The 23,613-nt window shown below is 51.2% G+C and carries 25 protein-coding genes; 15 read left to right on the forward strand and 10 right to left on the reverse strand.

The window, feature by feature from the left end; translation table 11 throughout:
• The first annotated feature begins 25 nt into the window (after positions 1–25).
• Positions 26–223 (forward strand): CPXCG motif-containing cysteine-rich protein, encoded by a 198-nt coding sequence (locus tag ABD836_RS12235; protein ID WP_344936293.1) that lies wholly within the window; start codon positions 26–28, stop codon positions 221–223.
• A gap of 83 nt (positions 224–306) precedes the next feature.
• Here the strand turns inward: ABD836_RS12235 and ABD836_RS12240 are convergent, their stop codons facing one another.
• Positions 307–1,299 carry an LLM class flavin-dependent oxidoreductase gene (locus tag ABD836_RS12240; protein ID WP_344936296.1) on the reverse strand — a complete coding sequence of 331 codons (993 nt, stop codon included), beginning with the start codon at positions 1,297–1,299 and terminating at the stop codon, positions 307–309.
• 218 nt (positions 1,300–1,517) lie between these two features.
• On the opposite strand from ABD836_RS12240, the gene ABD836_RS12245 reads away from it, so the two are divergent.
• Positions 1,518–2,474: a hypothetical protein gene (locus ABD836_RS12245; RefSeq protein ID WP_344936298.1), complete on the forward strand. Its 957-nt coding sequence runs from the start codon at positions 1,518–1,520 to the stop codon at positions 2,472–2,474.
• 11 nt (positions 2,475–2,485) lie between these two features.
• On the opposite strand, the gene ABD836_RS12250 is transcribed toward ABD836_RS12245, so the two are convergent.
• Entirely contained in the window at positions 2,486–3,484 is a 999-nt protein-coding gene (locus ABD836_RS12250) for a metal-dependent hydrolase (protein WP_344936301.1), read from the reverse strand.
• 401 nt (positions 3,485–3,885) lie between these two features.
• On the opposite strand from ABD836_RS12250, the gene ABD836_RS12255 reads away from it, so the two are divergent.
• Positions 3,886–5,001 (forward strand): esterase/lipase family protein, encoded by a 1,116-nt coding sequence (locus tag ABD836_RS12255; protein ID WP_344936303.1) that lies wholly within the window; start codon positions 3,886–3,888, stop codon positions 4,999–5,001.
• Positions 5,002–5,022: 21 nt separating this feature from the next.
• Entirely contained in the window at positions 5,023–6,078 is a 1,056-nt protein-coding gene (locus ABD836_RS12260; RefSeq protein ID WP_344936305.1) for a hypothetical protein, read from the forward strand.
• 61 nt (positions 6,079–6,139) lie between these two features.
• Here the strand turns inward: ABD836_RS12260 and ABD836_RS12265 are convergent, their stop codons facing one another.
• The gene (locus tag ABD836_RS12265) at positions 6,140–6,391 is read right to left on the reverse strand and encodes a TIGR02647 family protein (protein ID WP_344936307.1); all 252 of its coding nucleotides are present in this window, start codon (positions 6,389–6,391) and stop codon (positions 6,140–6,142) included.
• Positions 6,392–6,574: 183 nt separating this feature from the next.
• Here ABD836_RS12265 and ABD836_RS12270 point away from each other — a divergent pair, with 183 nt between their 5' ends.
• Positions 6,575–8,044, forward strand: a complete 1,470-nt coding sequence (locus ABD836_RS12270) for an amidase (RefSeq protein WP_344936311.1) — start codon at positions 6,575–6,577, stop codon at positions 8,042–8,044.
• Positions 8,045–8,259: 215 nt separating this feature from the next.
• Here the strand turns inward: ABD836_RS12270 and ABD836_RS12275 are convergent, their stop codons facing one another.
• Positions 8,260–8,532: a Txe/YoeB family addiction module toxin gene (locus ABD836_RS12275; protein ID WP_344936314.1), complete on the reverse strand. Its 273-nt coding sequence runs from the start codon at positions 8,530–8,532 to the stop codon at positions 8,260–8,262.
• Positions 8,513–8,785 (reverse strand): type II toxin-antitoxin system Phd/YefM family antitoxin, encoded by a 273-nt coding sequence (locus ABD836_RS12280; RefSeq protein ID WP_344936317.1) that lies wholly within the window; start codon positions 8,783–8,785, stop codon positions 8,513–8,515. The genes ABD836_RS12275 and ABD836_RS12280 overlap by 20 nt, the downstream gene beginning before the upstream one ends.
• Before the next feature lie 157 nt (positions 8,786–8,942).
• Here ABD836_RS12280 and ABD836_RS12285 point away from each other — a divergent pair, with 157 nt between their 5' ends.
• Together ABD836_RS12285 and ABD836_RS12290 are read left to right on the forward strand one after the other, a co-directional pair.
• The gene (locus ABD836_RS12285) at positions 8,943–9,302 is read left to right on the forward strand and encodes a YybH family protein (protein ID WP_344936320.1); all 360 of its coding nucleotides are present in this window, start codon (positions 8,943–8,945) and stop codon (positions 9,300–9,302) included.
• Positions 9,303–9,413: 111 nt separating this feature from the next.
• Positions 9,414–9,632 (forward strand): DUF6500 family protein, encoded by a 219-nt coding sequence (locus ABD836_RS12290; RefSeq protein ID WP_344936323.1) that lies wholly within the window; start codon positions 9,414–9,416, stop codon positions 9,630–9,632.
• Positions 9,633–9,792: 160 nt separating this feature from the next.
• Here the strand turns inward: ABD836_RS12290 and ABD836_RS12295 are convergent, their stop codons facing one another.
• Positions 9,793–11,238: a succinylglutamate desuccinylase/aspartoacylase family protein gene (locus ABD836_RS12295; RefSeq protein ID WP_344936326.1), complete on the reverse strand. Its 1,446-nt coding sequence runs from the start codon at positions 11,236–11,238 to the stop codon at positions 9,793–9,795.
• A 392-nt stretch (positions 11,239–11,630) separates the two neighbouring features.
• Between ABD836_RS12295 and ABD836_RS12300 the strand changes: the two genes are divergently transcribed.
• The 6 genes from ABD836_RS12300 to ABD836_RS12325 all read left to right on the forward strand — a co-directional run bounded on the left by ABD836_RS12300 (position 11,631) and on the right by ABD836_RS12325 (position 16,491).
• On the forward strand, positions 11,631–13,178 hold the full coding sequence (locus tag ABD836_RS12300; RefSeq protein ID WP_344936328.1) for a 2-isopropylmalate synthase: 1,548 nt from the start codon (positions 11,631–11,633) through the stop codon (positions 13,176–13,178).
• A gap of 19 nt (positions 13,179–13,197) precedes the next feature.
• Positions 13,198–13,971 (forward strand): hypothetical protein, encoded by a 774-nt coding sequence (locus ABD836_RS12305; protein ID WP_344936330.1) that lies wholly within the window; start codon positions 13,198–13,200, stop codon positions 13,969–13,971.
• The gene (locus tag ABD836_RS12310; protein ID WP_344936333.1) at positions 13,968–14,417 is read left to right on the forward strand and encodes a GNAT family N-acetyltransferase; all 450 of its coding nucleotides are present in this window, start codon (positions 13,968–13,970) and stop codon (positions 14,415–14,417) included. The genes ABD836_RS12305 and ABD836_RS12310 overlap by 4 nt, the downstream gene beginning before the upstream one ends.
• A gap of 40 nt (positions 14,418–14,457) precedes the next feature.
• Positions 14,458–14,880, forward strand: a complete 423-nt coding sequence (locus ABD836_RS12315) for a hypothetical protein (protein WP_344936336.1) — start codon at positions 14,458–14,460, stop codon at positions 14,878–14,880.
• 124 nt (positions 14,881–15,004) lie between these two features.
• Positions 15,005–15,919 carry a D-alanyl-D-alanine endopeptidase gene (gene pbpG / locus ABD836_RS12320; protein ID WP_344936339.1) on the forward strand — a complete coding sequence of 305 codons (915 nt, stop codon included), beginning with the start codon at positions 15,005–15,007 and terminating at the stop codon, positions 15,917–15,919.
• Between the two features lie 89 nt (positions 15,920–16,008).
• A complete protein-coding gene (locus ABD836_RS12325) occupies positions 16,009–16,491 on the forward strand; it encodes a hypothetical protein (RefSeq protein ID WP_344936342.1) in 483 nt (160 codons plus the stop codon).
• Positions 16,492–16,599: 108 nt separating this feature from the next.
• Here the strand turns inward: ABD836_RS12325 and ABD836_RS12330 are convergent, their stop codons facing one another.
• The 4 genes from ABD836_RS12330 to ABD836_RS12345 all read right to left on the reverse strand — a co-directional run bounded on the left by ABD836_RS12330 (position 16,600) and on the right by ABD836_RS12345 (position 21,326).
• Positions 16,600–18,159 (reverse strand): FG-GAP repeat domain-containing protein, encoded by a 1,560-nt coding sequence (locus ABD836_RS12330; protein ID WP_344936344.1) that lies wholly within the window; start codon positions 18,157–18,159, stop codon positions 16,600–16,602.
• Positions 18,160–18,258: 99 nt separating this feature from the next.
• Positions 18,259–19,149 carry a DUF4437 domain-containing protein gene (locus ABD836_RS12335; RefSeq protein WP_344936347.1) on the reverse strand — a complete coding sequence of 297 codons (891 nt, stop codon included), beginning with the start codon at positions 19,147–19,149 and terminating at the stop codon, positions 18,259–18,261.
• Between the two features lie 111 nt (positions 19,150–19,260).
• The gene (gene leuD, locus ABD836_RS12340; protein ID WP_344936349.1) at positions 19,261–19,911 is read right to left on the reverse strand and encodes a 3-isopropylmalate dehydratase small subunit; all 651 of its coding nucleotides are present in this window, start codon (positions 19,909–19,911) and stop codon (positions 19,261–19,263) included.
• Positions 19,911–21,326 carry a 3-isopropylmalate dehydratase large subunit gene (locus tag ABD836_RS12345; protein ID WP_344936351.1) on the reverse strand — a complete coding sequence of 472 codons (1,416 nt, stop codon included), beginning with the start codon at positions 21,324–21,326 and terminating at the stop codon, positions 19,911–19,913. The genes leuD and ABD836_RS12345 overlap by 1 nt, the downstream gene beginning before the upstream one ends.
• A gap of 169 nt (positions 21,327–21,495) precedes the next feature.
• Here ABD836_RS12345 and ABD836_RS12350 point away from each other — a divergent pair, with 169 nt between their 5' ends.
• A complete protein-coding gene (locus ABD836_RS12350) occupies positions 21,496–22,695 on the forward strand; it encodes a CaiB/BaiF CoA transferase family protein (protein WP_344936352.1) in 1,200 nt (399 codons plus the stop codon).
• Positions 22,695–23,603, forward strand: coding sequence for a hydroxymethylglutaryl-CoA lyase (locus ABD836_RS12355; protein ID WP_344936354.1), 909 nt, complete (start codon positions 22,695–22,697; stop codon positions 23,601–23,603). Before ABD836_RS12350 ends, ABD836_RS12355 begins: the two co-directional genes overlap by 1 nt.
• Positions 23,604–23,613 lie beyond the last annotated feature (10 nt).

A 23,613-nucleotide genomic window follows, 5' to 3' on the forward strand; every position in this document is an offset into this window, starting at 1 on the left:
ACCTTAATCAAAGGATAGGTGCGACATGAATGCACTAGAAAGCGTAGTTGCGCGCTGCCCATATTGCGGCGAACGCGTGGAATTACTTATAGATAGCTCCGAGGGTGAACAGCAATATACCGAAGATTGCCAGGTGTGCTGTCAGCCGATGGTGGTTAGCGTTGCGATTGGTGACGACGATCTGCCAAGCGTGCAGCTGTTTAGTGAAAACGACGCTTTTTAGAACCGTTGTTTTTTTACCTGCCATTGCCGGATCCGGTAATTTCATGCGCGCGCACTAAATCTAAGTTTATGCCTGACCGCGTGTTACGCTAATTGCTCACGCATTGCGCCGACTATTTCGTAGGAGCGCAGTCGTGCCTGGTGTGAATAAATCTGGGAAGTAATCATAAGCTCATCGGCGCCGGTTTTGGCGATGAACGCCTGGGTTTTTGCCAATACGGTTTTTGGATCGCCGATCGCCGAACAGGACATAATATTTTGCAACAGACTTTGCTCGCTCAATGATAATTCCTGAAGGTAGTTATCAACGGGTGGCTGCAATTTGCCCGGGTTGCCGCGGCGTAAATTCACAAAGGCGCGTTGCATCGAGCTGGCCAGGTAATTGGCTTGGGCGTCGGTGTCGGCGGCAAATATATTAAACCCCAACATTACATAAGGGCTGCTAAGTTGCGCTGACGGCCGAAAACGTGCCCGGTATAGCTCGATCGCGGCCAACATTTGTTCCGGTGCAAAATGTGAAGCAAAGGCGTAGGGCAGACCAAGGGAGGCGGCTAATTGCGCGCCAAATAAACTGGAACCCAAAATCCAGATTGGCACATTGAGGCCACGACCGGGAAACGCATGAATACGTTGTTCGGGGGCAGCTTCACCAAAATAGCTCATCAGCTCGACAACATCTTGGGGAAACTGATCGACATCTGCATGTAGGTTGCGGCGTAGGGCATAGGCCGTCGCCTGGTCGCTGCCAGGTGCGCGGCCCAAACCAAGGTCGATACGTCCCGGGAAAAGAGCTTCTAAAGTACCGAATTGCTCCGCAATGACCAGTGGTGCGTGATTGGGCAGCATTACCCCACCGGCACCTACTCGGATCGTTTTTGTGCCTGCAGCAACATGCCCAATGACCACAGCGGTCGCCGCGCTCGCGATACCTGCCATATTGTGGTGTTCGGCTAACCAATAGCGCTGATAACCCCATTGTTCCGCATGCTGGGCTAGATCAAGCGTATTGCGCAGGGAATCACCGGCACAGCCGTCTACCGTGATAGGTGAGAGATCAAGTACGGATAGCTGGGTCATAAGGGTTCCAAGGTCAAGGCGTTCAACTGAGTTTGGGGCAAAACAAGGGAATTCAATAGACCAAAGCTTTGATCACTTGCCGTGCTGCCAAGGAATACTCGCCAATTATTCAATTCTGAACTATATAAAGTGATCGTGGTGAGAATTAGGCGGGCAACGATCGTTCCGGCAATTGGCCGGTGCGAGCGTGGTTCCGAGGCTAAATTTAGGAGCGCGTGATGGGCTTGCGAAAGCGCTTGGCCGTGGGGCTATGCCTTGCGGTGTTGGAGCTAAAGTCCTTTGCAGTGGCGCCAGAGCCGGTTTTGGCGGTGCTTGATGCGGAGCTGCAGCTCGTGCTCGATATCGGTGAATCTCTCGTTGGCGGTGCGTCCAGTCTGCTGGCGGGAAATCCGGCATCCCTACAAACCCAAGCTGTTGAGAATGCTTTCGCGACCGTGCTTGGTGACACCCTCGGTGCTGTCGATATGGTCTTAGATGAGTTAGGAGGGGTGTCTAATTTATTCGGGCTTAGCTTTACGGTTGGTGAATTTGAAGCCAATGGAGTTAAAACTAGCTATGTAACCTTGCCGCTATCGTACACCTTTCGGTCAGAGAAAATTTTTGGTCGGCAGTGGATTGTGAGCCTGCCGCTTTCTCAGGGTGAAGTGAATGGCGCGAAGACCTATTCGGTCCAACCCGGTTTGGCGCTGCGCTTACCGATAACCGCGAATTGGGCACTTACACCGGGATTAAATGTCGGCTATGTTAAATCGGACGACCTCGATCAAGAGGCTGAGCAAGCCGGGGTGTCGATGTCGAGCGCCTATCGCATTGGACTGGGTGCGTCGTCGAACTCCATATACATCGGTAATCTGATTGGTTATTACAAAACACTGAAAGTAAATTTGGCGGGTAGGGAGTTTGATCCTAATATTGCCAATACCATCTTGCGAAATGGCATTTTGTATTCCATCCCCTTGGCGCGAGCGAATGAAATTCTGAGCATTGAATTCAGCCTTGTGAACACCTTATTTAAAGGGACCGAAACCTATACGCGCAGCCAAAATGAATTGGCAGTGAGTGTCGGCAGCACTCGTCGGCACATGGCGCAATTAAGCTTTTTACGACTGGGATTAAGTGTCGTTCAAGCCGAAGATATTCGCGGGCTGCGCCTTAATTTTGGGTACTATTTTTAGCACTAATCACGTCAGTGCAGCAGCATTTCCCAGAACTTGGCCGTTTTGGTCTTGGTGTCGCGGCGCTGGGTAAAATACTGCACATGTTGTTCGCTGTGCTGAGGTGACAATTCAATTCCCCATAAAGCTTCAGTCTCATTGGGGAGTAATGAATAGCGCAGGTCGATAACCTGTAGGGGATTGTTGGCCGAGAGTGCGATGTAGTCCTGTGAGAACCAGCGAAAGCGCTCTAGATCTGCTGCTTGTTGCGAGTCTTGTTGTAGCCAAGGTAGGTCGCGTTCTATATCAAGTGGCGCAATTGCCGTGCCTTCGATGATTTTTGGCCTAATTCCCATGCGTACTGCATCCACATAAAAATACTCTGGCGTGCGGTAAACCACCTTCCATAATAATAAATTGGCGAAAGAGGGCTTTGCACTCAGGCTCACTACCTGATGTTGGCGGCTTGCGGCTAATTGATAGCCAAGGTCTTCGGCCCGCTCGCGTTGGTACCAGCCCAATGCCGGATAGGCAAATACCCAAGCTAAGGCAATGCGCGCCAGCCACTGTCGTTTAGCGCCGAGGCTAAGCGCGAGCAGTGCAGCAATCGGCAGTGTGTAAAGTGGGTCGATAATTGAAATAACATTCCATGAAATCCGCTCGTTGCTAAACGGCCAGAACAGCTGGGTGCCATAGGTCGTACACGCGTCGAGCAGGGCGTGGGTGGCGTAGCCAAGGGTGCAAAATAGAATGCTTTGCCAGCGACTAATGCCTTTGCGCTTGGCAAATAGCGCGTGTAGCACCAAACCGCAGAGTAAGCCGCCAAAGGGAATAAAGATGAGTGAATGCGTAAACTGGCGGTGAAATTCCAAAAACAGCAATGGATCGCTGCTAGAGCGAATGAGTACGTCGAGGTCCGCAGCCATCCCACCCAAAAAACCGAGGCCCAGCGCTGCGCCTCGTGGCGCGTTTGCCATACGAGTATTGGCTACAGCGCTGGCGCCGAGTAGGCCTTGGGTAAGAGGGTCCATATGGCTTCTTCCATTGCGAAATACGGGTTTGAATTGTGCTTAGCTTAACAAAACTAGCGAGGCGTTACGTCTCGCAATTTAGACCTGCGATTTATTAATGCAAAGTGCTCACGGGACGTGCGTTGGCGCACGTTTTTCTTGCCTGCATATTTTCTTGTCTGTTAAAAAGATGTAATGTTGTCATTGATCACTTGGATAAATCTTCACAGGACGTGCTGACAACTGTTGCTGCAACGATCAGTGCAATGACGGCTTAAAAAAATAATATCAAGCCTGACGTTAGTTCTAAATGTGAGTTCCTTCATTGTTAGTCGCGCTTACTAGGCCATTAATTTTGGAGTGCCACAATTTTTGTTCTAAGGCTCCTAAGTAAATTAAAAATAATACTGGAGAAGCGTTCTATGAAATTCAGCCAATTATTAAGTATTGGATTGCTAATACTAGTGAGTAGTCTGTCGTCGCCTGCGTTTGCACGAGACGCAAACAAAACGCAATATCCCATTGTGTTTGCCCACGGCATGGCCGGCTTTGATGATATTTTAGGTTACGATTATTGGGGGGATGACTACGGTGTATACGTCTTGGATACCTGCCAGTGGGGTGAGTATTACTGTAACCCCGACATCAATTCTGGTCAGGAGTCTTTTGTTGCGTCGGTGACACCATTTGCTGGCTCGGAACAGCGTGGTTACGAGTTGTACCAAGATATTGAAGGGTATTTAGCCAGCTCCGGCCATAGCTATGTCAATATTATTGGTCATTCACAGGGTGGCTTGGATCTGCGTAAAGCCGCTAAATTACTACAAGATAATCGCGGTTATCGGGTCGTTAAATACGGCATTAGTATCTCCTCTCCACACCGTGGCTCACCGATCGCGCAATATGTTCTAAATTTACAGCCGGGTGTGCAATCAGTGTTGGCGACTTTGGCGGACTACTTTGGTAATACCATTTACAGCGGTGGCAACGACGCTATTGCCGCATTAAAACAGTTGGTGAACCATGACTTTGATCCCAATGATGGCATCACTACTGGGACTTATGCCTTTAATCAGAACTATCCCGCTGGTCCTGCCAATATTGAACGCTCGCGGAGTTTTTTGACCGGCCAAGACAATGGCAATATGAACCCCGCATTGTATTTGCTGAAAGAGCTGTGGACCGAAATTGATGGCGACGGCTATGCCAGTTACGACGCCAATGGTGACGGTGCTTTAGGTGCAGGCGATGGCGACGCCAGCGACAATGACGATGACGGCCTTGTTGGCATCAATTCCCAGCAAATGGGTTACCGTTTGGAATATTGGGAATGCTACGGTTGTCTAGATTACGTGTGGGCGCAGAGCAATACAGGTTATGTGGGTGATCTTAATGCGCCTGACCAAACACAAATGACCTCCCATGCCTGGAAAATAAACCAAGATCACTTGGACGTGATTGGTGTTCCGCCAGATACCTTTGATGAGATGGAATTTTACGCCGCAATCACCGACTTCATTGCCGACAATGGCTTTTAAGAAAGCGGGTGGTGATACCTTATGATCAAGAAAATGATTGCTAAGCTTTTTACGGTGAGAAGGCTGCTTCTCATCGTGGCGCCGCTTGTGATTGTTGTGTGTTTTTGGCTGAGCTCGCCCTGGCAACTGCCAGAGCGAGCTGTTGCAGGCCAAAAACAGGCGCAGTTCAATGGTTTTCGGGGGCAGGAAGCTAGGGAAAGTACTGTTGGGGCTGAAAAGCCCCAATTAGCAGAGTTCGATGAGGCTGAATTCTTATCAAAACTAGAACAAAAATTTGCGGGTGTCATTGAGGTAAAACACGCCCAAATCCGCATGCTTGAGCAACTTATTTCATACCTCAAGTCTCGGTACCCCGATGATTGGGAGAGCAGAGTTGAGGCAATGTTATTACAAATGTACCCCGAGTTGGCGGGCGAGCTATTAGCGAAATATCAGGCGTGGTCTAACTATAATGCATGGCTGATAACCGAGCGTGATACCTTGCGTGCCATGTCGCCAACAGAACGTCGCGATGCACTCTGGGCTAAACGTTTTGATGCGTTTGGCGGTGATGCCGAGTTAATTTGGGCTGCCGAGCTACGCAATCGAAAAATCGAGGATGCCTTAATCGCGGTCGAAGAAATGGCAGGGAGTCGCCCAGAAGAAAAGCTAACGTATTTTGTTGAATCGGTGCGTGGCGCCTTGGGCGATAAGGCTGAGCCGCGGCTTACGGCGCGGCGTACGGAGTTGATGGATCGTTTTTTAAGGCTAGACTCGGTGCAGCAAGCGCTAAGAGGCATGCCAGAATCTGCGCGCCTAACGTCGTTGCGGGAGATTCGCAGTGGTTTGGGCATGGATGCAGAAGCGATTGAGCGTTGGACAGCGCTGGATCAACGCCGTGATCGCGTGTGGGCTGCGGGAAGTGAATATATGCAGCAGCGCCAAAGTATTTTGGCCGAATACAGCGGTAGCGAACAAGTCCGGCTGATGGCGTCGTTGAGAGCGGCGTTGTTTCCGGAGCAAAGCGCAGTGATTCAGCGCGAAGAAGAGTCTGGATTCTTTAGATTCGCAGGTGAGCGGCGTATCGGCCGAGAGTAATTGGAATACTTCACTCCAGCAGTGTTAGCGGGGGCCTAGGTCCCCGCTTTTTTATTGGGTATTAGGCTGTTTCGTTTTCTTTGCAGTTCAATACAGTCATTAGGCTGTCTAGATGGCGAATGACTTCTAGGCCACTATTGGTTAAATAACCGCCGTCCGCCTGGGTGATAAGCTCTTTGGCGAATAGGCGCTCGGTAGCCGCAATGGTAGTTGGATCAGCGGTGTGGTGAACTTTGATGCCTTCCAGTGCAGACGCTGGGTTGAACTGAGTTAATACGCGAATTTCATCAAGAATGTCTTTCGATAATGGCATATTTGCAACCTTATATTGTTATGAAATGGAGACGCTGCCAGCTAACAGAGCGTTAGCGTTTGTAAGATACTGTAGCGCGTATTCGCTCGAGCTGCCAAAGGCAATTACGGATATCAGTAAATCCCTTGGCTTAGGTAACAGCTCTGTTACTATTTGCGATCTGGATTTGATGGGAGCGACGCAATGTTTAAAGAGTATGGCAACTACGATGCAATGGGCTTAGCTGAGCTAGTACGTAACGGCGAAGTCAGTGCAAAAGAATTGCTCGATGCGGCGCTGAACGTGGCGAATGAACGCAATCCTCAAATTAATGCGCTAATTCACCGCTTTGATGAGCGCGCCTACCGTCAAATTGAGCAAGGTCTGCCAGATGGCCCTTTCAAAGGCGTGCCCTTTGTTTTAAAGGACCTCCTGGCCTGCTTTGCCGGTGAGCCGCTGCGCATGGGCAGCCGTGGTATCTGCGTTGTACCTGACTACGACAGTGAATTGGTGCGGCGCTACAAAGCCAGCGGCGTGAATATTTTTGCCAAAACCAATACCCCTGAATTTGGCCTAATCATTACCACAGAACCCAAATCCTTTGGTCCTAGCCACAATCCTCATAAACAAGGGTATAGCACCGGTGGCTCCTCGGGCGGCAGTGCGGCTGCCGTCGCGGCGGGTATTGTGCCAATGGCCCACGGCGGCGATGGCGGCGGCTCCATTCGTTTTCCGTCGTCGTGGTGCGGCGTGTTTGGCTTAAAGCCATCACGCGGTCGCAACCCCCTTGGCCCTGACAATGGCGAAGACTGGCAAGGCGCCGTGGCCGAGCACGTTCTCACCCGCAGTGTGCGCGATAGCGCCGGAATGTTGGATTGCAGCAGCGGAGTTGAGGTGGGCGCGCCCTATAATATCGCTCCGCCGAAAGACAGCTTTCTCGCGGCGACGCAGCGAGACACCCCACCTTTGCGAATTGCGCTGAGCAGAAAACCGTTGGTGAATACCGTGGTCGATGCCGAAGTTTTGGCTGCGCTCGATAACACCGCCCAATCCCTCGCGAAATTAGGCCACCATGTGGAAGAGGTCGAACCTCAAATAAATATTGAACAATTTTGGCGAGACTTTTTTGTGGTGGTCTGCGCTGAGGTTGCCAATATGGTTGCGATGTATCGCCGTCAGTTCGGCGCGGCCTGTGTTGCTAAATTTGAACCCGCTACTAAGAATATGGCGATGTTGGGGCGATCTTTCAGCGCCGCAGATCTAGTGAGCGCAAAACGCGGTTGGCACGATGTACAGTTGGCAATGGGCCGCTTACTCACCGACTTTGATCTTATGCTGAGCCCAACCGTATCAACACCCGCCGAGCCACACGGCGTACTTCCCAATACGCGTACTGAAGAGTTGCTAATGCTGGCAAGTCATCGCGTAAATATTGGTAAATTGTTATTTCGCGGGGGGTTGGTCGAGGAAATGGCAGGGCCAATTTTAGGGAAAATGGCATTTACCATCATGGGCAACGTCACCGGTTTACCGGGCATGTCGGTGCCTTTGCATATGAGTGAAAACGGCTTGCCTATTGGTATGCAGTTTACCGGCCGCATGGGCGACGAAGAAACCTTGTTCAATTTAGCTGCGCAGTTGGAGCGGGAACTGGGATTTAGCGGTAAAGCCTAAGTCGTGCCAAATCCTCTAGCAGCGGAAGCGAGGGGTCAGATTAACGCCCGGATTTATCCGTTAGTTTGGCTAGGCTGTTAATGCTGCAATGGCGTACTCACAAAACATGGCGCTAAAGAACTACTCAGAACCGAAATGAATAAGGTGTTCACGGAAGCGAATAGCTATCTCAAGGTGTTTGCTTTGGGCTAAAGCTTGCCACGTTTAACAAAACCTTAGGTTTGGTCGTAGTGTCCACCAATAGCGAAGATATAAATGGATTTTTCATCGAAGCGATATATCAATCGATCTTTCTGCGAAATCCGTTTTGACCAGAGACCAGAAAGATTATGCTTCAGTGGCTCAGGTTTTCCCAGACCAGAAGAGGGATCGTCGGATCGGAGCATTTCTTTGAGCAATTTGCATAAGCTTTTGTGGAGTCGCTTGTCTTTTTCGCGCACAGTCTCATATGCTTCCCACGTGCTTCCCTCAAATACCAGTGATCTCATTCATTTGCTCGTCTGTCGGTTTATGGCCTTGGCCACTGGTATGTGTTTCAAGGGAGTCGGCGATCTGTTGCATCAGATTCTTGTTTTGGAGCACATAAAGAGTTTCTTGCTCTCGCTCCCAGTCATCGGCACTAATAACCACAAACGCCTCGCCAGCCCGTCTCGTTACCTTGAGGGGTTCATGTCGACTAACTACTTGCTCTACAACACTTTTCAGGTTGTCTCTAAACTTGTTTACGCTAATTGTGTCCATGCGGGCACCCTCTTGTACGGAAATACCGTACAACTATATACTACAAGCCCTAATAAGGCCAAGTACCGCTACGGCTTTTAGTGCCGTCCGTGGCGCCACTACAACACCGCGCGTGTTGGCGACTTTATAAGTGTATCGTTCAAAAGGCAGGTATAAAGTGATCGAAGAGAATTTCGCAAAAGTGTTCGTGGCAAGTTGGCTGGCGGCGTGGAATGCTCATGACATTGAGCAGATTTTTGCGCACTACGAAGATGACTTTGAGATGAATTCGCCCTTAATTGTTGATCGCATGAATCTGGAGGGCGGTACGTTAAAAGGTATAGATCAAATTCGTCCGTATTGGGAAATCGGCCTTAGTGCGACGCCACCATTAAAGTTTGAATTGGTGTCGTATTTCACCGGCGTTAATAGCATCGTTATTCAATACAATAGCGTATCTCGAAAAATGGTCAGTGAACTGCTCATTTTTTCTGACCGTGGTTTGGTGTGCAAGGGTGTATCTCATCACGCCGGTTGAGCTTGGAAGAAAAATAAAGTGCTTGAGCCTTGTATGCCTTGAGGTTAATTTTGCGGCCTAAGTTTTATCGAGGGCTGGTGTGCTCAGTGGAGTGGATGTAGAGGTGTCTAGTTGAGAGAGTCACTCAGAGGAAAAATTATTGAAGTGTGTGATAAAAAAATTGCACTGAAAGGCGATAATGTCGGTTTATCTTTTTATGCCTTCTTTGCCAATAAAAATGATGATCCGGACTTGCTCATGGAAGCCGCAACATGGTGGATTGAGACTCATAAGTTAGATCATTTTGAAAAAGCATTGAAAATAAAAGCCATGATGCTAAACGGCGACTAATTAACGCAGTTAAAATTACATGTTCGGCAGCAACCAGGCTTTTACTAGAATAAACGATTTTATCGGCCGCAGCTTCCCTAAAAGTGAGCTTCGTTAATACCTGACTAGATCTTTGCTCTAAAGCGCAGCACTGTAATATACAGTGCTGCGCTTGGGCGTGTTACTCCGGATGTTCGTCCATTTCGTCGTTGGGCCGAACGGATGTATTCGTGCTTGATGACTCCTCTGAGTGGGGTTCGCTGCCGATTTTTTCACGCGGCGGTTCGTCGACAATTTGCGAGGTGTTTTTGGCATTGTCCTTAATCGCTTTACGTACGGCGGCGTCGACGGCAGAAGGATCATTGCTGGTTTTAGCTGCTTTTTGAGCGGCTTCCCGCGCGACTTCCTTCATGTTCTCAGCAACCGGCTCTAGGGTTTCTGCTACCACGCTATCGGCCACTTTATCGGCAGCGACTTTCTTCACGTCAGCGGCAATACCAACGTGGTAGGCTGCAAAACCGGGCATTACCATTTGGTTTAGTGCAAGGCCAATAATTTGGCCGTCGACGCTGGAGCGAATAACCGAACCCCGGTTGGTGATGGGGTCGGTAACGGTGCCGAGAATATCGCCTTTTTTCACGTTTTGACCGAGCTTGGCTTCGCTGAGAAAAACCCCGCTTTGGTCGGCGCGCAGCCAGGTCGACTTGTAAAACACATTCTGTTTTGGCGCGCGCTCGGGCTTATCGTCAATCATGTTTAAGTGATGCATCACGGCTTTTATACCGTTAACACACTGCTTCACTTCTTTGAGCTGAAGGCGCAATGGCTCGCCAGCTTCAAGGATAACGGCGGGAATGCCCGCATCCACTGCGGCGCGGCGTAATGTGCCGGGGGCGCCAGTGCCGTCGAGCACGGTTACATCGTGAAACATGCGGCTAAATTGCGCGACACTTTCTTTGCCTAAATTACCGCGTAACTGGGTCAGGTTGGTGCGGTGAAATGAGCCCGTGTGGATGTCGATGAGGCGGTCGCAGTGGGAAATTACCTCGTTAAAGAAGCTGTGGGCGATACGTCCTGCTGAGCTACCTTTGGGGTCGCCGGGAAAATAGCGGTTCAAGTCGCGGCGGTCGGGTAAATAGCGCGATGAGCGACGAAAGCCATGCATGTTTACAATGGGCACGCCGATGACAACGCCGTTGAGTTTGTCGCTCTCAAGGCTGAACATCACGCGACGAATGGTTTCTACTCCGTTGAGTTCATCGCCGTGTACCGCTGCTGTTAGACATAGTGTTGGTCCGGGTTTACTGCCAGCGGCGACCAGTACAGGGGTGGGCATCGCCAAGCCTGCTACGGCTTGCCCTGCAGTCCAGTACAGACGTTCGAAGCTGCCGCGTATAATGTCGTGGCCAAGTAGTGTGAGCGCGACCTCGGTATTGCCTGCGGCACTGCCGTTTTTGTCGAAGTCGATATTTAGACTTGGATTTTGACGACGGTTGGGCGTAAACACTGGGTCGGCGGCGGGGACCGCGGTGTTATTAATAGATTCCGGGTCTTGCTCGTCGGCTACGGCAGAACCAATGAGTAACTGCAGGCTGAGTGCTACGCAAAAAACTAATGTGCTTCGCATGATTAAGCGGCTTGCTCCCGTGATGATGGCTAAAAATTGTGCAGCTAAGGCTGAGCAAATTGTTGCAAAGTGGCAAATTGTATACAAATTCACCAATATAAACGCCTGAAACTTAGTGAATGCGCCAAATTTCTTGGTGCTGCGCTGGGGACTTTGACGGTTTACGACAGTGAAGTTCAGTATATGCCATTGGCATTTTTGCCAATGGCATATACTGGCAAGGCTATTTTCTTGTAAAAACAGCATCTTCGGTGGCAAAAGAGCGAAGAAGTCTGGGCCGTGTCGGACTATAATTGCGCACAGAGTTTTGCAGTGCACCAAATTGTTGTAACGCGCCAGGGTGTCGCGGTGCATTGGGCTTGCCCAAATAATGAAAATCCAGGAGTTAGATAATGGCCAAAGATCGCCTGATTATATTTGATACGACCTTGCGCGATGGCGAACAGAGTCCCGGCGCGTCGATGACCCGTGACGAAAAAGTGCGCATTGCCAAAATGCTAGAGAAAATGGGCGTCGATGTTATCGAAGCCGGTTTCGCCATTGCCAGTGTCGGTGACTTTGAATCGGTACGCGCCGTTGCCGAGACAGTGCAAAACAGCATTGTCTGCAGTTTGGCGCGCACCGGCGCTGAAGATATTGACCGCGCCGCTGAAGCGCTCAAGCCTGCCGCCGCCGGTCGTATTCACACGTTTATTGCGACTTCGCCAATCCACATGGAATACAAGTTGCGCATGGCACCAGACAACGTGCTGGAGCGCGCTGTGGCCGCCGTTAAACATGCTCGCAACTTGGTGGGCGATGTTGAATTCTCTTGTGAAGATGCCTCTCGTTCTGAGTATGACTTTATGTGTCGTATTATCGAACAGGTTATCAACGCTGGCGCCCGCACCATTAACCTGCCCGATACCGTGGGCTATGGTGAGCCAGGCGAATATGGCGCCATGGTGGCGCGCATCATGAATGGCGTGCCAAATGCCGACAAGGCGATATTCTCGGTTCACTGCCACAATGACCTCGGCTTAGCGGTCGCCAACTCCCTGTCGGCGGTAATGCACGGCGCTCGCCAAGTAGAGTGCACGATCAATGGTCTGGGCGAACGGGCGGGCAACGCCTCGCTTGAAGAGCTGGTAATGGCGATTCGCACGCGCGGGGATATTTTCCCCGTTGAAGTGAGCGTTGATGCCACACAAATAGTGCCTACTTCGCGGCTCGTGTCATCTATTACTGGCTTTCCGGTGCAGCCTAACAAAGCCATTGTTGGCGCCAATGCCTTTGCGCATGAGTCCGGCATACATCAGGACGGCGTACTGAAATACCGTGAAACCTACGAAATTATGCGTGCCGAAGACGTGGGCTGGAACGCCAATAAATTGGTGTTAGGTAAGCACTCGGGTCGCGCGGCGTTTAAAGCGCGCCTCGCGGATTTGGGCATAAGCCTAGATAACCAAGCGGCGTTGAATCTGGCTTTTACTCGCTTTAAAGAACTGGCAGATAAAAAGCACGAGATCTTTGACGAAGATTTACAGGCCCTAATGAGTGATGTGCAGCCAGACGATCTTAAGCTGCGTTACAGCTATGTGGCGTTGGAGGCGGTATCGCGTAGCGGATTTAAACCTCGCGCAGATATTCAGCTTTTAATTGATGGTGAAGCGCAACAGGCCGCGGCCGAAGGTGACGGCCCTGTGGATGCGGCATTTAAAGCAGTAGAACAATTGGTTAATAGTGGTGCAAATTTACAGCTCTATTCAGTCAATGCGATCACCAAGGGCACAGACTCCCAAGGCGAAGTGCAGGTGAGGCTTGAGAAAGACGGGACGATTGTAAATGGCAATGGCGCCGACACCGATATTATTGTCGCCTCCGTGAAGGCGTATCTCGACGCGCTCAATCTCTTAGATGCTGGGGTGCTTAAAGCGCATCCACAGCACGAGGGCATATAAGGTGAACGAGGCGCTGCGATTGGATTACTTGCAAGCTATGGGCGTGGACACGTATGTGCCGCGCTTTGTGCTTGATGGCGCAGCGCCGTCACCGATTTTTGATTTTGAAGATTTCACCGAGGACGCGCTTAGCGAAGATGATTCTGCTGCGGCAGTTGCCATTGATGCAGACGCAGAATATCAGCAAATGGCGGAAGCTGACGAGCGCAAGGAACAGGTGCCAGTCAGTGAGTCGCCGCGTCCTGGGTCGCGCATAGCCTCAGCATTGCAGGAATTAGGCTTTGAAACGGCCAAGCCGGAATCGCTATCCGCTGTGGCAGCCAACGGTGAGGGCGCAGACGCAGCAAGCCCCGAGTTTACTGTGGAGCTGGTTGCGACGGGTATTGGCCTAGTGATGATAGTAGACACCACCGCAGGCGCGCCAAGCCCCGCTGAAAAGCGCTTAATGGCAAATATCGCGATGGCGGTAAGCCGCTATCATAAACTGCCCAAAGTGCCGCAATTTGCGACATCCGGCTTTCAGTGGCCGGTAATGAAAACCCCTGGTATTACCCTCGGCAAAGATGCCGCTAAAGAGGCTTTGCAAGCCAATATCATGGCACAGGCAGAGCGCCAACAGGCACACTGCGCCATTTTGTTTGGCAGTACCTTGCAGCCATATATTGACGCGGCCACTCTGCAAACGGCTGGCATACAACTGCTCTATGCGGCCGAGCCAGCGGCTATGCTCGCCGACGGTAATTTAAAAGCACCGCTATGGCAGAATTTGCGTAAGGTCTTATTTAGCGTATGAGCCGTGTTGCAATGTTAGGCATGGGGCACTTAGAACAGTGTCTTCTCATCGAAAATCGATCTGATCCTCACCCTTGGGGCAAAATGAATTGGTTGCGTAGTTTGCGTGACGATCATTGCCTTGGCTGGTGGGAGGGCGACGAGTTACTCGCGATTAGCTGCTACACCTTGGTGCTCGACGACGTTAGCCTACTGAACATTGTGGTCGACAAAAGTAGTCGAGGGCAGGGCGTGGGGCGGCGGTTATTGTGCGAGGGCCTAGAGTGGATGCAGCAATTTGGCGGCGCCCGATGTTTGCTTGAAGTGCGGCTATCTAATACAGTAGCGCGCAATTTATATACCCAGCTGGGTTTTGCCGAAGACGGCATACGCAAAAATTATTACCCCTTAGGTGACGGCTTTGAAAACGCCGTGCTCATGTCAGCAGACTTACCTTTGGCGGAATAGGTACGAATCATGCTTATACAAATAATACAGGTAGCAGCCAATGTCAGATACTGAGATGCAAGAAGTTGAATCGGATTGGTGGTTTATCGGTTTGCCTGAAGAGTGGTGCACTGAGCAGGATGAGGACAGCATCCTGATTTTTGACCAAGACGAATTAGGTTGCATTAGCTTGAGTAGCTTGCAGGCGCAGCATGGAAAACCGGCCACGGCCAGCGATGTTCGCGAGTTGATTCAGGAAGTGGGAATGCGTCTTGAAGACGGCCGGGCTTGCAAAGTCGGCGACGACTATCAGGGCTGGGAGTTTGAAACCGTCGAAGAGGGTGACTATATCCGCGAATGGTTTTTGCACGCAGGCGGCCATCTGCTGCTGGTTAGCTATGCCTGTGCTGAAGACGATCGTGATATGGATCGCGCGGCTGTAGACCAGATTTTAGACAGTTTGCGACTAAAAACAGAAAATTAAGTATATAAGTATATTTACTAGCGTATTTGTACGAAAATTGAACAGAGTCGACATTTTGGTTTAGGGCCCTGTGATAATCTCACCTAAATCGTAGTGTTAGTTAACTTTGCTAATTGGTGTCATGATGACAAAAATAATATTTTCCCTCGTTATTGCCTTATTTTTATCGCCGGTTATGGCTGCCGACAATGCGGGCCGCAACCCAGCTAACCTGCAACTAGCCTCGGTTAGCGCGGTTGTTGTAGACGCCAATAGTGGCGAAGTGCTGTATAAAAAATACGACAATATGGTTAAGCCAATGGCTTCGTTAACCAAGGTGATGACCGCCATGGTGGTATTGGATGCCAAGCTGCCATTGAACGAGAAAATTCGCTTTACCAAGGATGACCGCAAAGCGATTAATTATTACCACTCACGGATTCGCGTTGACTCTGAGCTACCACGTGGCGAAGTGCTGCGCTTGGCACTGATGTCTTCGGAGAACCTTGCCGCTGCAGCGCTGGGTCGCAATTATCCAGGTGGTTTGCCCGCTTTTGTTGCGCAAATGAACTCCAAAGCACGTGCTTTAGGCATGAAAAATACCCGCTACGTCGATACCAGTGGTTTGTCGCACGACAATGTTTCAACCGCGGCAGATCTGGCTAAATTAGTCGCTGCAGCGTCAAAATACCGCGAGATTGCGACTTACTCCACAACGTCTATTTATACGGCTAATTTTAGTCGCCCGCGTTATCGTTTGGATTACGTGAATACCAATCCACTGGTGCGTTATAACCGCTGGGATGTGGCGATGAGCAAAACTGGTTACTTGGATGAAGCTGGGCGTTGTCTGGTGATGAAAGCAAATGTCGACGGCAAAGACCTGCTGATTGTAATGCTAGACTCTTTCGGTAAAACCAGCCCGATGGGCGATGCCGGCCGCATAAAACGTTGGTTGGCTTCGGGTAATGGCGGCTCTGTTGCGAGCGCAGCGAAGGATTACCAAAAGCGTAAAATTGCCAGTCATTTGGCGAGTCGCGCTACTGCCAGTATTCGTTAAGCGTTTTATTGACGAAGTAACACCAAGACGCAAATTACACTCGGGCTGCTCCGCATAGCGAAGCAGCCCTTTTTATTTTAGGAGCTAAAGTGGTTAATCAACAGCAATACGGCGGGCAATCATTGCCTTGGTCAGAGACTGTGATGGCGGAGCAAAATGAAGAATATATTCTTCACCACGTGGCAGTTGATACCCCGGAAAACTGGACAATAGAAGCAATATTGGCGAGCTGTGTTGAACGCGCAGTGGGCTTGCTCGATATGAATATCGACGACGACTCGCTCTACCTGATGTTCGAGTGGAATAACGAGAACTCAAGCCTCGCCATCGTGGTATGCGATGACACTAAATCTCGGGATGCTCAGCATCGTGTGCTGTGTGATATGCCGGCGATGAATGAGAAAATCAAGCAGCTTACCGAGTCAGATCAGTGGAAGTACCAAGGTGAATCCTTCGCCGATATAGTCAAGCACGCACTGCATGATTACCTCACAACGTGTACCGGTTTTATGCGCTATTCCTTGGTCGCGGTGTTTCATCAGGGTTCGCGCCAGCAGACCGAATTACTTTAAAATTTCGTATCTGTAATCGGGCTCAGTGATTTTTCCTGAGCCCGTAAACTGGTGTCACCGCTTTAACAAGATCGATAGACGCCCAGCGTTATTGCGGATGCGTGCTTGTCACTCGGGGTAGCGAAAAATCGACAGGCGACCGGGCGGCAGTGTGAGGTCATCAAGGCTATCGGTTTCTGCTGGGTCCATATCCAGTGAATTGTGTTGCGCGGCAATAATTTCGTTTTTGCCATCACCGTCGATGTCCGCGACCATTGCCATGCCAAACATTTTACCGGTGGCGACAATATCCTCTCTGAAGCTGCCGTCGCTCTGTTGTATAAACGCGTAGAGTTTATCATTGCCGTCGCCGGGCACTGCAACGTCGGGTAGGCCGTCGTTGTTGATATCGCCGACATTAAAGATCCCCGGCACCCCCTGGCTTGCTGGGCTACTGTAATACAAGGTCACGCGAAAGCTGGTAGAGATAACGTGCTTTTCCCAATGTGCGTCGCTGTGCGTGTCGGTGGGGATTTCAAACCAATACAGGCCGGGGGGCACGATGAGGTTACCGTCTTCGTCTTGAAAGCGCGGGTCGCCATCATTGTTGTGCGCGCCAACCACCAGCTCGTCCATGCCGTCGCCGTCGATGTCGGCAAATTCCATGTGGTAGCCAAGACCAATGCTATTGTCGATGATGCGGTAGATCCATTTGCCACTGCCGGCCAGGTCATTTTCTAGCCAGACCACTGATGGCGCGGGTACGTCTGGTGTTGGCGTGGGGTGGCCAAAAAACTGGCTTAAGGCGATGTCTTGGTCGCCGTCGTTGTCGATATCGTGGAGTTTGATAAATACCCCACCCATGCTGCTGATTACATTGCCGCTGGTGTCTTCGGCACTAATTTCACTGTAGTCAAACATGCTGTCAGCGTTTGTACCGCCATTGTTGCGGTAGAGCTGTACCTTCATTTCCTCGTTGCCATTAGGCGAGCCGAGAGGGTTGGTTAGGCCTTGGGTTTTTGCCGAGGTGGTGATCATATCGAGCAGGCCGTCACCGTCGATATCACCTTGGTCGGTCTCGTGCCAAAAAAACTGCTGATTGGTGAGCAGAGTGGTATTGGCGAAAGAAAAGAAGTGTTGGCTTGGTGGCAAGGGGCCGTCGAGGTCATTGCCGTCTAGCCAGAAATGGGCGCCGCCAAGAGTAGAGAGAAAACCGGTTTGTACCACAATATCTAATTGACCGTCGCTGTTCACATCAAAAATTTGCGGGGTATTTATAAACGGGTAGCCCTGCAGAGCGGTGGTGCTAATAAGGGTTTTCTCGGTCCAAGGGCCGTCTAGGCAGCTGGCGTCTTTGCTGTCGCAGCCACTGGTATTGAATACGCGCAGTGCACCGCGCGACAACGCCGTTGGCGGCCCAGGTGGCGTTTGTTCAACGAGGGTAGACAGTAGAATTTCCAGACCATTGTCGCTGTTGCCATCGAGATCACCAATACCGATAAACCCGGCAGATTGTTGCTCAGCTTTAATGGGGTGTTCAGTGTAAATTACGGGGTCACTGCTGGGGGCTGGATCGTCGGGCGTATTACTGCTGCTATTACTACTGCTATTGCATGACGCAATGCAGCAACTGAGCAGGGCGAGTGACAAAATGGGGGAAATACGTGTGCGTTGGGGGGTATCACTCATGCGTATGGCGCCTCGTGTTGTTTGCCAGATAACTCTATTGCGGTTTTGCAAATACCCAGCAGTGCAAGCCTGCCGGGTGAACTGGTGACGAGTGTGAGCTTACTGGTAGCTGGGGTCGTCCATGGCGCCAATAGAGCGTGAGCGCACTGGCTGGAGCAGTACAGGTTCTAAAGTGTGCGGGTAATCGGGTCCCCAGTTTACTGGATCGCCGTGCATTTCTACTTTGGCGTTGTCCGTATACCAGTCAACTAAATCGCCATCGCAGCGCAGCAGCCATACCGTGCCTTCGTCGCCAGCGGTAAAGTCGCCGTGGCGAACCAGTGCCGGACGGAAGAAATAGGTGCCGGGCCACATTTTGCCGTAGTTGTAATCGAAGCTGCCTTCTAGGCAATAGGCTTCTTCAAACACGGGGTGGTGAGCGAGGGGGTGTTCGCGCCAACCTGGCTTGGCTTTAATTAAGCGAGTGTAGAAACCGGTTTTCTTGTCGCGGTAGAGCATTTTGATATACAGACCGGGAACTGGGGTGCCGCCGAGGTCAAAGCGCATTGGGCTACCGCTTTCCACGTCGATCCAATCCATTTTGCTGCTGTGGGCTACGACCAGTTTTTGATCTTCGCGGACAAAGTCTTTGTCGACACTGCTGGGTTCAAATTGCCAGTCGCCGTATTCGCGGAACAGTAAGATAAGGGTATCTTTTTTCACGCTAATGGCAGGTGCGCATACACCTTTAGGTGCTGCCCAGTAATCACCGGCAACCAGAGTTTGATCGCCAAGGGTGACTTCGCCTTCAAGGATATACCACTCGGTGAGGGCGTTGTGGGTGCCGGAGGGGCGTTGCCAGTCAGAGGTGAATTTCACTCGTGCAGAGACGGAGCCGTCTTCTTCGTCGTAGCATAAATTTTGCTGCTGGGCCGAGCCAGTGGCATGCTCAAACTCAGCAATATGCCAGATCAGATCTTCTGCATCGATTAGTTCTACATGTGGGCGCATGGTGTCTCCTGGACGTTTTCCGAGTAAGAGTACAAATATGAGTAAGTGATAGTAAGTTGCATTTTACATAAATAAAAATAGTAGTTTCTTATCACTATCATCAGTAAAAGCCTATGCTTTTTCTGTGATTAGCTGTTGCTGCGCAGCTAAATAGGCCCACGGCCTAAGCGTGCGGTCACGGTTCTCAAACTGGTCTATGGTGGCGGTGCGCGTCAGGGTGATGTCGATGCGGTCAAGGCCACCCAATAACATCGCGCGGGCATCGCTGTTTAAACTAAATTCTAGGCGCTGATCTGCCCATATCAGACTGTTGTCACTGAGCTTGATGTTAATCTGGTTGTGTTGAGGGTCTTGTTCTACCCATTGGGCTATGGCGCTGATGGTCTCTTCGGGCAATACAATCGGCAGCAGGCCATTGGCGATGCAGTTATTAAAGAAAATGCTGCCATAGCTTGGCGCAATCATGGCGCGAATACCATATTCAGCCAGCGCCCACACCGCGTGTTCACGCGAGGAGCCGCAACCAAAATTGCTGCCGGCAAGCAGAATGGTGCAGCCTTGGTAAGCGGCTTGGTTGAGTAAAAAACTGTCGTTGGGTTCGCGTCCGCCGGGCAGGGTGTAGCGCCAGCTGGCAAACAAGCCTTCGCCTAAACCTTTTTTGGACACCAGCTTCATTTCACGACTGGGAATAATCGCGTCGGTGTCAATATTGGGTCTAAGCAAGGGGGCGGCGATACCGCGGTGCTGGATGAATTCCTGCATTAGCTCAGCTCCTCTGCACTGCCTATTCGACCCAGTACGGCGGAGGCCGCAACGGTCACCGGGCTGGCAATATGGGTTTTAACGGCGGGACCTTGGCGGCCTTCAAAATTGCGATTGGTACTGGAGATTACACGCTTCCCGGCGCCAAAGGTTTCGCCACCGGCATAAAAGCACATAGAACAACCGGGTTCACGCCACTGGAAACCGGCAGCTTCAAAGACTTTATCTAAGCCCTCAGCCTCAGCTTGTCGTTTTACGCGGCCCGAGCCCGGTACGCAGACAGCGCGCATATGGGGCGCGATGTGCCTGCCTTCCAATACCTTGGCAGCGGCGCGTAAATCTTCTATGCGACTGTTGGTGCACGAGCCGATAAAGGCCGCATTGAGCCTGATGCTGGTCATTGCCTGATTGGGGCTGAGCGCCATATATTTCAGGGCCTTGCTCATGCCGTCACGCTGTTGGGCGTCGTCACACTGTGCTGGATTGGGCACGCGGCTATTCACCGCCACGCTGTGCTGTGGATTGGTGCCCCAGCTTACAGTGGGGTAGATGTCATCGGCATGCAGCTGTATTTCGGTATCAAACTGGGCGTTCTCGTCACTGCTTAGGCTTAACCAGTAAGTTTCTGCGTCATTTGCGGCGGCACCTTTGGGGGCGTAATCTCGGCCGCGAACCCAGGCGATGGTCTTGTCATCTGGGGCGACAAAACCGGTAAAGGCAGAAAATTCCACAGCCATATTACACAGGGTAAAGCGTTGTTCCACGGGCATTGCGCGAATGGCTGAACCGGCAAATTCCACGGCGTAGCCGTTGCCGCCGCGGGCGCCGAACTTGGCGATAATATGCAGAATGACATCTTTGGCGCTGACACCCGTGCGCAACTCGCCGTCTACCGTTATACGCATGGATTTTGGTTTCTCTAAATCCAAGGTGCGGGTAGCCATCGCATGCTCGGCTTGGGTAGAGCCAATTCCCCACGCCAATGCGCCAATACCACCAAGGGTGCAGGTGTGGCTGTCGGGGCAGACCAGTGTGGAGCCGGGCAGAGCAATACCGAGTTCCGCTGAAATTACGTGGGCGATACCCTGATCGGGGTTGTTGAGGTCGAATAGGGTAATACCGGCGTTGGTGGCTTCTTTGCGGGTGGCCTGAATAAACTGGCGACCGGAGGGCATTAAGGTGTCGTCGTTGCGACCGGGGGTGGTATCAACAATATGGTCCATTGTGCAGAACACATGCTCGGGGCGTGCAATGCTGCGCTTGCGCTCAGCCAGACTTTGTAGGGCGATACTACCAGTGCGCTCGTGTAGAAAAACGCGGTCTATATAAAGCAGGCTGCGCTGGCCACCCAAGGACATGACCTCGTGGCTCTGCCAGAGTTTGTCGAATAAGGATTGCGATGTAGCGCTATTCATCAGTCTCATAATTCATTATCAGCGGCCATACGTGCGTTGTGCTTAATAGATTAACATTATATCATTATATCTAATTCTGTGTGAGAATCTACTCTAGTCATCCAAAATTGCGCAGCGCCGGTGAATAACATCTCCTCTGAGCGGCTCGCAGGTAAAATTAGGAAACCTTATGAACAAGCCATTAGCGGGAATTCGAGTGTTGGACCTGACCCATATGCTGTCAGGCCCCTTCTGTACCATGACACTGGCCGATCTTGGCGCCGATATGATCAAGGTCGAGCCACTGGCCGGTGAGGGTACGCGCAAGTTGCTGGCCACCGATCCTAAAAACTCCATCGACGGCATGGGGGCTTACTTTATTACCCTGAACCGCAACAAACGCACCATGAGTATTGACCTTAAATCTGAGCGCGGACTTGAGCTGTTTTATGAGCTGGTGAAAGAATCAGACGTGGTGATTAATAATTTTGCGGCCGGCGTGCCAAGCAAATTGAAGATTGATTACGATCATTTGGCTAAAGTGAACCCCCGCATTATCACTTGCTCCATTACCGGCTTTGGCGAGCAGGGTCCCGGTGCCAAACGCCCAGCGTTTGATCAGGTGGCGCAAGCCTACGGTGGCGGTATGTCAATTACCGGTAGCAATGCCAATGATCCAATGCGGGCCGGTATTCCCATCGGTGATTTGGGCGGCGGCATGTTCGGCATAATGGGCGTTATGGCGGCGATTATTGAGCGCAATGTTTCTGGTGTTGGCCAGCACGTGGATATTTCTATGCTCGACGTGCAAGTCTCGCTGCTCAATTACATGGCGACCATGTATTTTATGTCGGGCGAAGATCCGCATCCCATCGGCAACGCGCATTTTGTGCATGTGCCTTACAATAGCTACCCGACGGCAGATGGCCACTTGGTGATTGCCATCATTACCGATAACTTTTGGCAGAATTTAAAAGAAGTGGTGAATTGCCCGGCCTTTGACGACGCCAAATACGATGTTCAGCCAGGCCGCCTTGCCGACAAAGACTTTATCGACGGCACTTTGACCGCTATTTTCTCTCAAGACACTACGGCGAATTGGTTAGAAAAACTCAATGCCAAACGTATTCCCGTCGCGCCGGTCAATAAATTCAGCCAGGCCTTGGCCGACGAACAAGTGCAATACCGTAATATGGTGGTTGAGTGCGAACACCCCAACGGTAAAAAAACCAAAGCGCCCGGCTGCCCTATTAAGCTGTCGCGAAATAATGAAGAGTCGTTTACGCCAGCACCATTGCTCGGTCAGCACACCGACGAACTTATGTGTGATGTACTAGGCTATCAGTTGGCCGATGTGGCGAATCTGAAAGAGCAGGGAGTAATCGGCTAATGGCGGAGAACATTATTATTAATGATGTAGGTCCGCGGGACGGCCTGCAAAATCAGGCGCGGGTATTAACACCGGCACAGCGTATCCAACTTATTAATAGTCTGATTGCCGCTGGCATGCGCAATATTGAAGTGGGCGCGTTTGTGTCGCCTAAAGCGGTTCCTGCAATGGCTGGCACTGACGAAGTGGTTGCCGGACTACCGCGTGGCGACTACGAATTTTCAACGCTTATTCCCAATCGTCGCGGCTATGATATGGCTATGGCCTGTGGCGTGGGCACGGTTGGATTGGTGGTAGCCAGCAGCGAAACCATGAACCAGAAAAACATCAATATGAGTACTGCACAGGCGGTGGACGTGTCGCGTGGTGTGCTGGACCAAAGCCGCGTCGACGGCATTCGTACTCAAGTGTATTTGGCAACGGCGTGGGAGTGTCCATTTGAGGGCGCAATTGCGACCGATCAAGTGGTTCAACTCGCCGTGCAATTGTTCGAGGCTGGCGCAAATGAAGTGGTGTTGGCTGACACCATCGGTGCAGCCTCGCCTGCTGATGTAAAGCAGTTGCTTAAAGCGCTAGACGCAGCGGTAGATTTACGCGCGGTGAGCTGTCATTTTCACGACACCCGCGCCATGGGCGTGGCCAATGTGTTTGCGGCGGTGGAAAGCGGTATTCGCAAATTCGATGCCTCTATTGGCGGTCTTGGCGGTTGCCCTTTTGCGCCCGGTGCCACCGGCAATGTCGCCACTGAAGACGTGGTGGTTATGCTACATCAGATGGGTTTTGAAACGGGTGTAAATCTCCGTGGCCTTGTTGCTGCTGCGGATCTCGCCTCAGAGTTAACGGGTAATTGCGACGGCGGCCATTCAATTCGCTGGATAAAGCGACAGATCGAAATGGATCGGATATAAAACACATATA

This window comes from Zhongshania borealis (assembly GCF_039539625.1).
Lineage (GTDB): Bacteria > Pseudomonadota > Gammaproteobacteria > Pseudomonadales > Spongiibacteraceae > Spongiibacter > Spongiibacter borealis.

Coding starts and splice junctions, on each gene's coding strand:
- ABD836_RS12255 (WP_344936303.1), top strand. CDS start 3,886: ATGAAATTCAGCCAATTATTAAGTATTGGATTGCTAATACTAGTGAGT.
- ABD836_RS12280 (WP_344936317.1), bottom strand. CDS start 8,785: ATGGACACAATTAGCGTAAACAAGTTTAGAGACAACCTGAAAAGTGTT.
- ABD836_RS12330 (WP_344936344.1), bottom strand. CDS start 18,159: ATGAGTGATACCCCCCAACGCACACGTATTTCCCCCATTTTGTCACTC.
- ABD836_RS12270 (WP_344936311.1), top strand. CDS start 6,575: ATGTTTAAAGAGTATGGCAACTACGATGCAATGGGCTTAGCTGAGCTA.
- ABD836_RS12240 (WP_344936296.1), bottom strand. CDS start 1,299: ATGACCCAGCTATCCGTACTTGATCTCTCACCTATCACGGTAGACGGC.
- ABD836_RS12245 (WP_344936298.1), top strand. CDS start 1,518: ATGGGCTTGCGAAAGCGCTTGGCCGTGGGGCTATGCCTTGCGGTGTTG.
- ABD836_RS12275 (WP_344936314.1), bottom strand. CDS start 8,532: ATGAGATCACTGGTATTTGAGGGAAGCACGTGGGAAGCATATGAGACT.
- ABD836_RS12335 (WP_344936347.1), bottom strand. CDS start 19,149: ATGCGCCCACATGTAGAACTAATCGATGCAGAAGATCTGATCTGGCAT.
- ABD836_RS12350 (WP_344936352.1), top strand. CDS start 21,496: ATGAACAAGCCATTAGCGGGAATTCGAGTGTTGGACCTGACCCATATG.
- pbpG (WP_344936339.1), top strand. CDS start 15,005: ATGACAAAAATAATATTTTCCCTCGTTATTGCCTTATTTTTATCGCCG.
- ABD836_RS12345 (WP_344936351.1), bottom strand. CDS start 21,326: ATGAATAGCGCTACATCGCAATCCTTATTCGACAAACTCTGGCAGAGC.
- ABD836_RS12250 (WP_344936301.1), bottom strand. CDS start 3,484: ATGGACCCTCTTACCCAAGGCCTACTCGGCGCCAGCGCTGTAGCCAAT.
- ABD836_RS12310 (WP_344936333.1), top strand. CDS start 13,968: ATGAGCCGTGTTGCAATGTTAGGCATGGGGCACTTAGAACAGTGTCTT.
- ABD836_RS12355 (WP_344936354.1), top strand. CDS start 22,695: ATGGCGGAGAACATTATTATTAATGATGTAGGTCCGCGGGACGGCCTG.
- ABD836_RS12265 (WP_344936307.1), bottom strand. CDS start 6,391: ATGCCATTATCGAAAGACATTCTTGATGAAATTCGCGTATTAACTCAG.
- ABD836_RS12300 (WP_344936328.1), top strand. CDS start 11,631: ATGGCCAAAGATCGCCTGATTATATTTGATACGACCTTGCGCGATGGC.
- leuD (WP_344936349.1), bottom strand. CDS start 19,911: ATGCAGGAATTCATCCAGCACCGCGGTATCGCCGCCCCCTTGCTTAGA.
- ABD836_RS12315 (WP_344936336.1), top strand. CDS start 14,458: ATGTCAGATACTGAGATGCAAGAAGTTGAATCGGATTGGTGGTTTATC.
- ABD836_RS12295 (WP_344936326.1), bottom strand. CDS start 11,238: ATGCGAAGCACATTAGTTTTTTGCGTAGCACTCAGCCTGCAGTTACTC.
- ABD836_RS12235 (WP_344936293.1), top strand. CDS start 26: ATGAATGCACTAGAAAGCGTAGTTGCGCGCTGCCCATATTGCGGCGAA.
- ABD836_RS12260 (WP_344936305.1), top strand. CDS start 5,023: ATGATCAAGAAAATGATTGCTAAGCTTTTTACGGTGAGAAGGCTGCTT.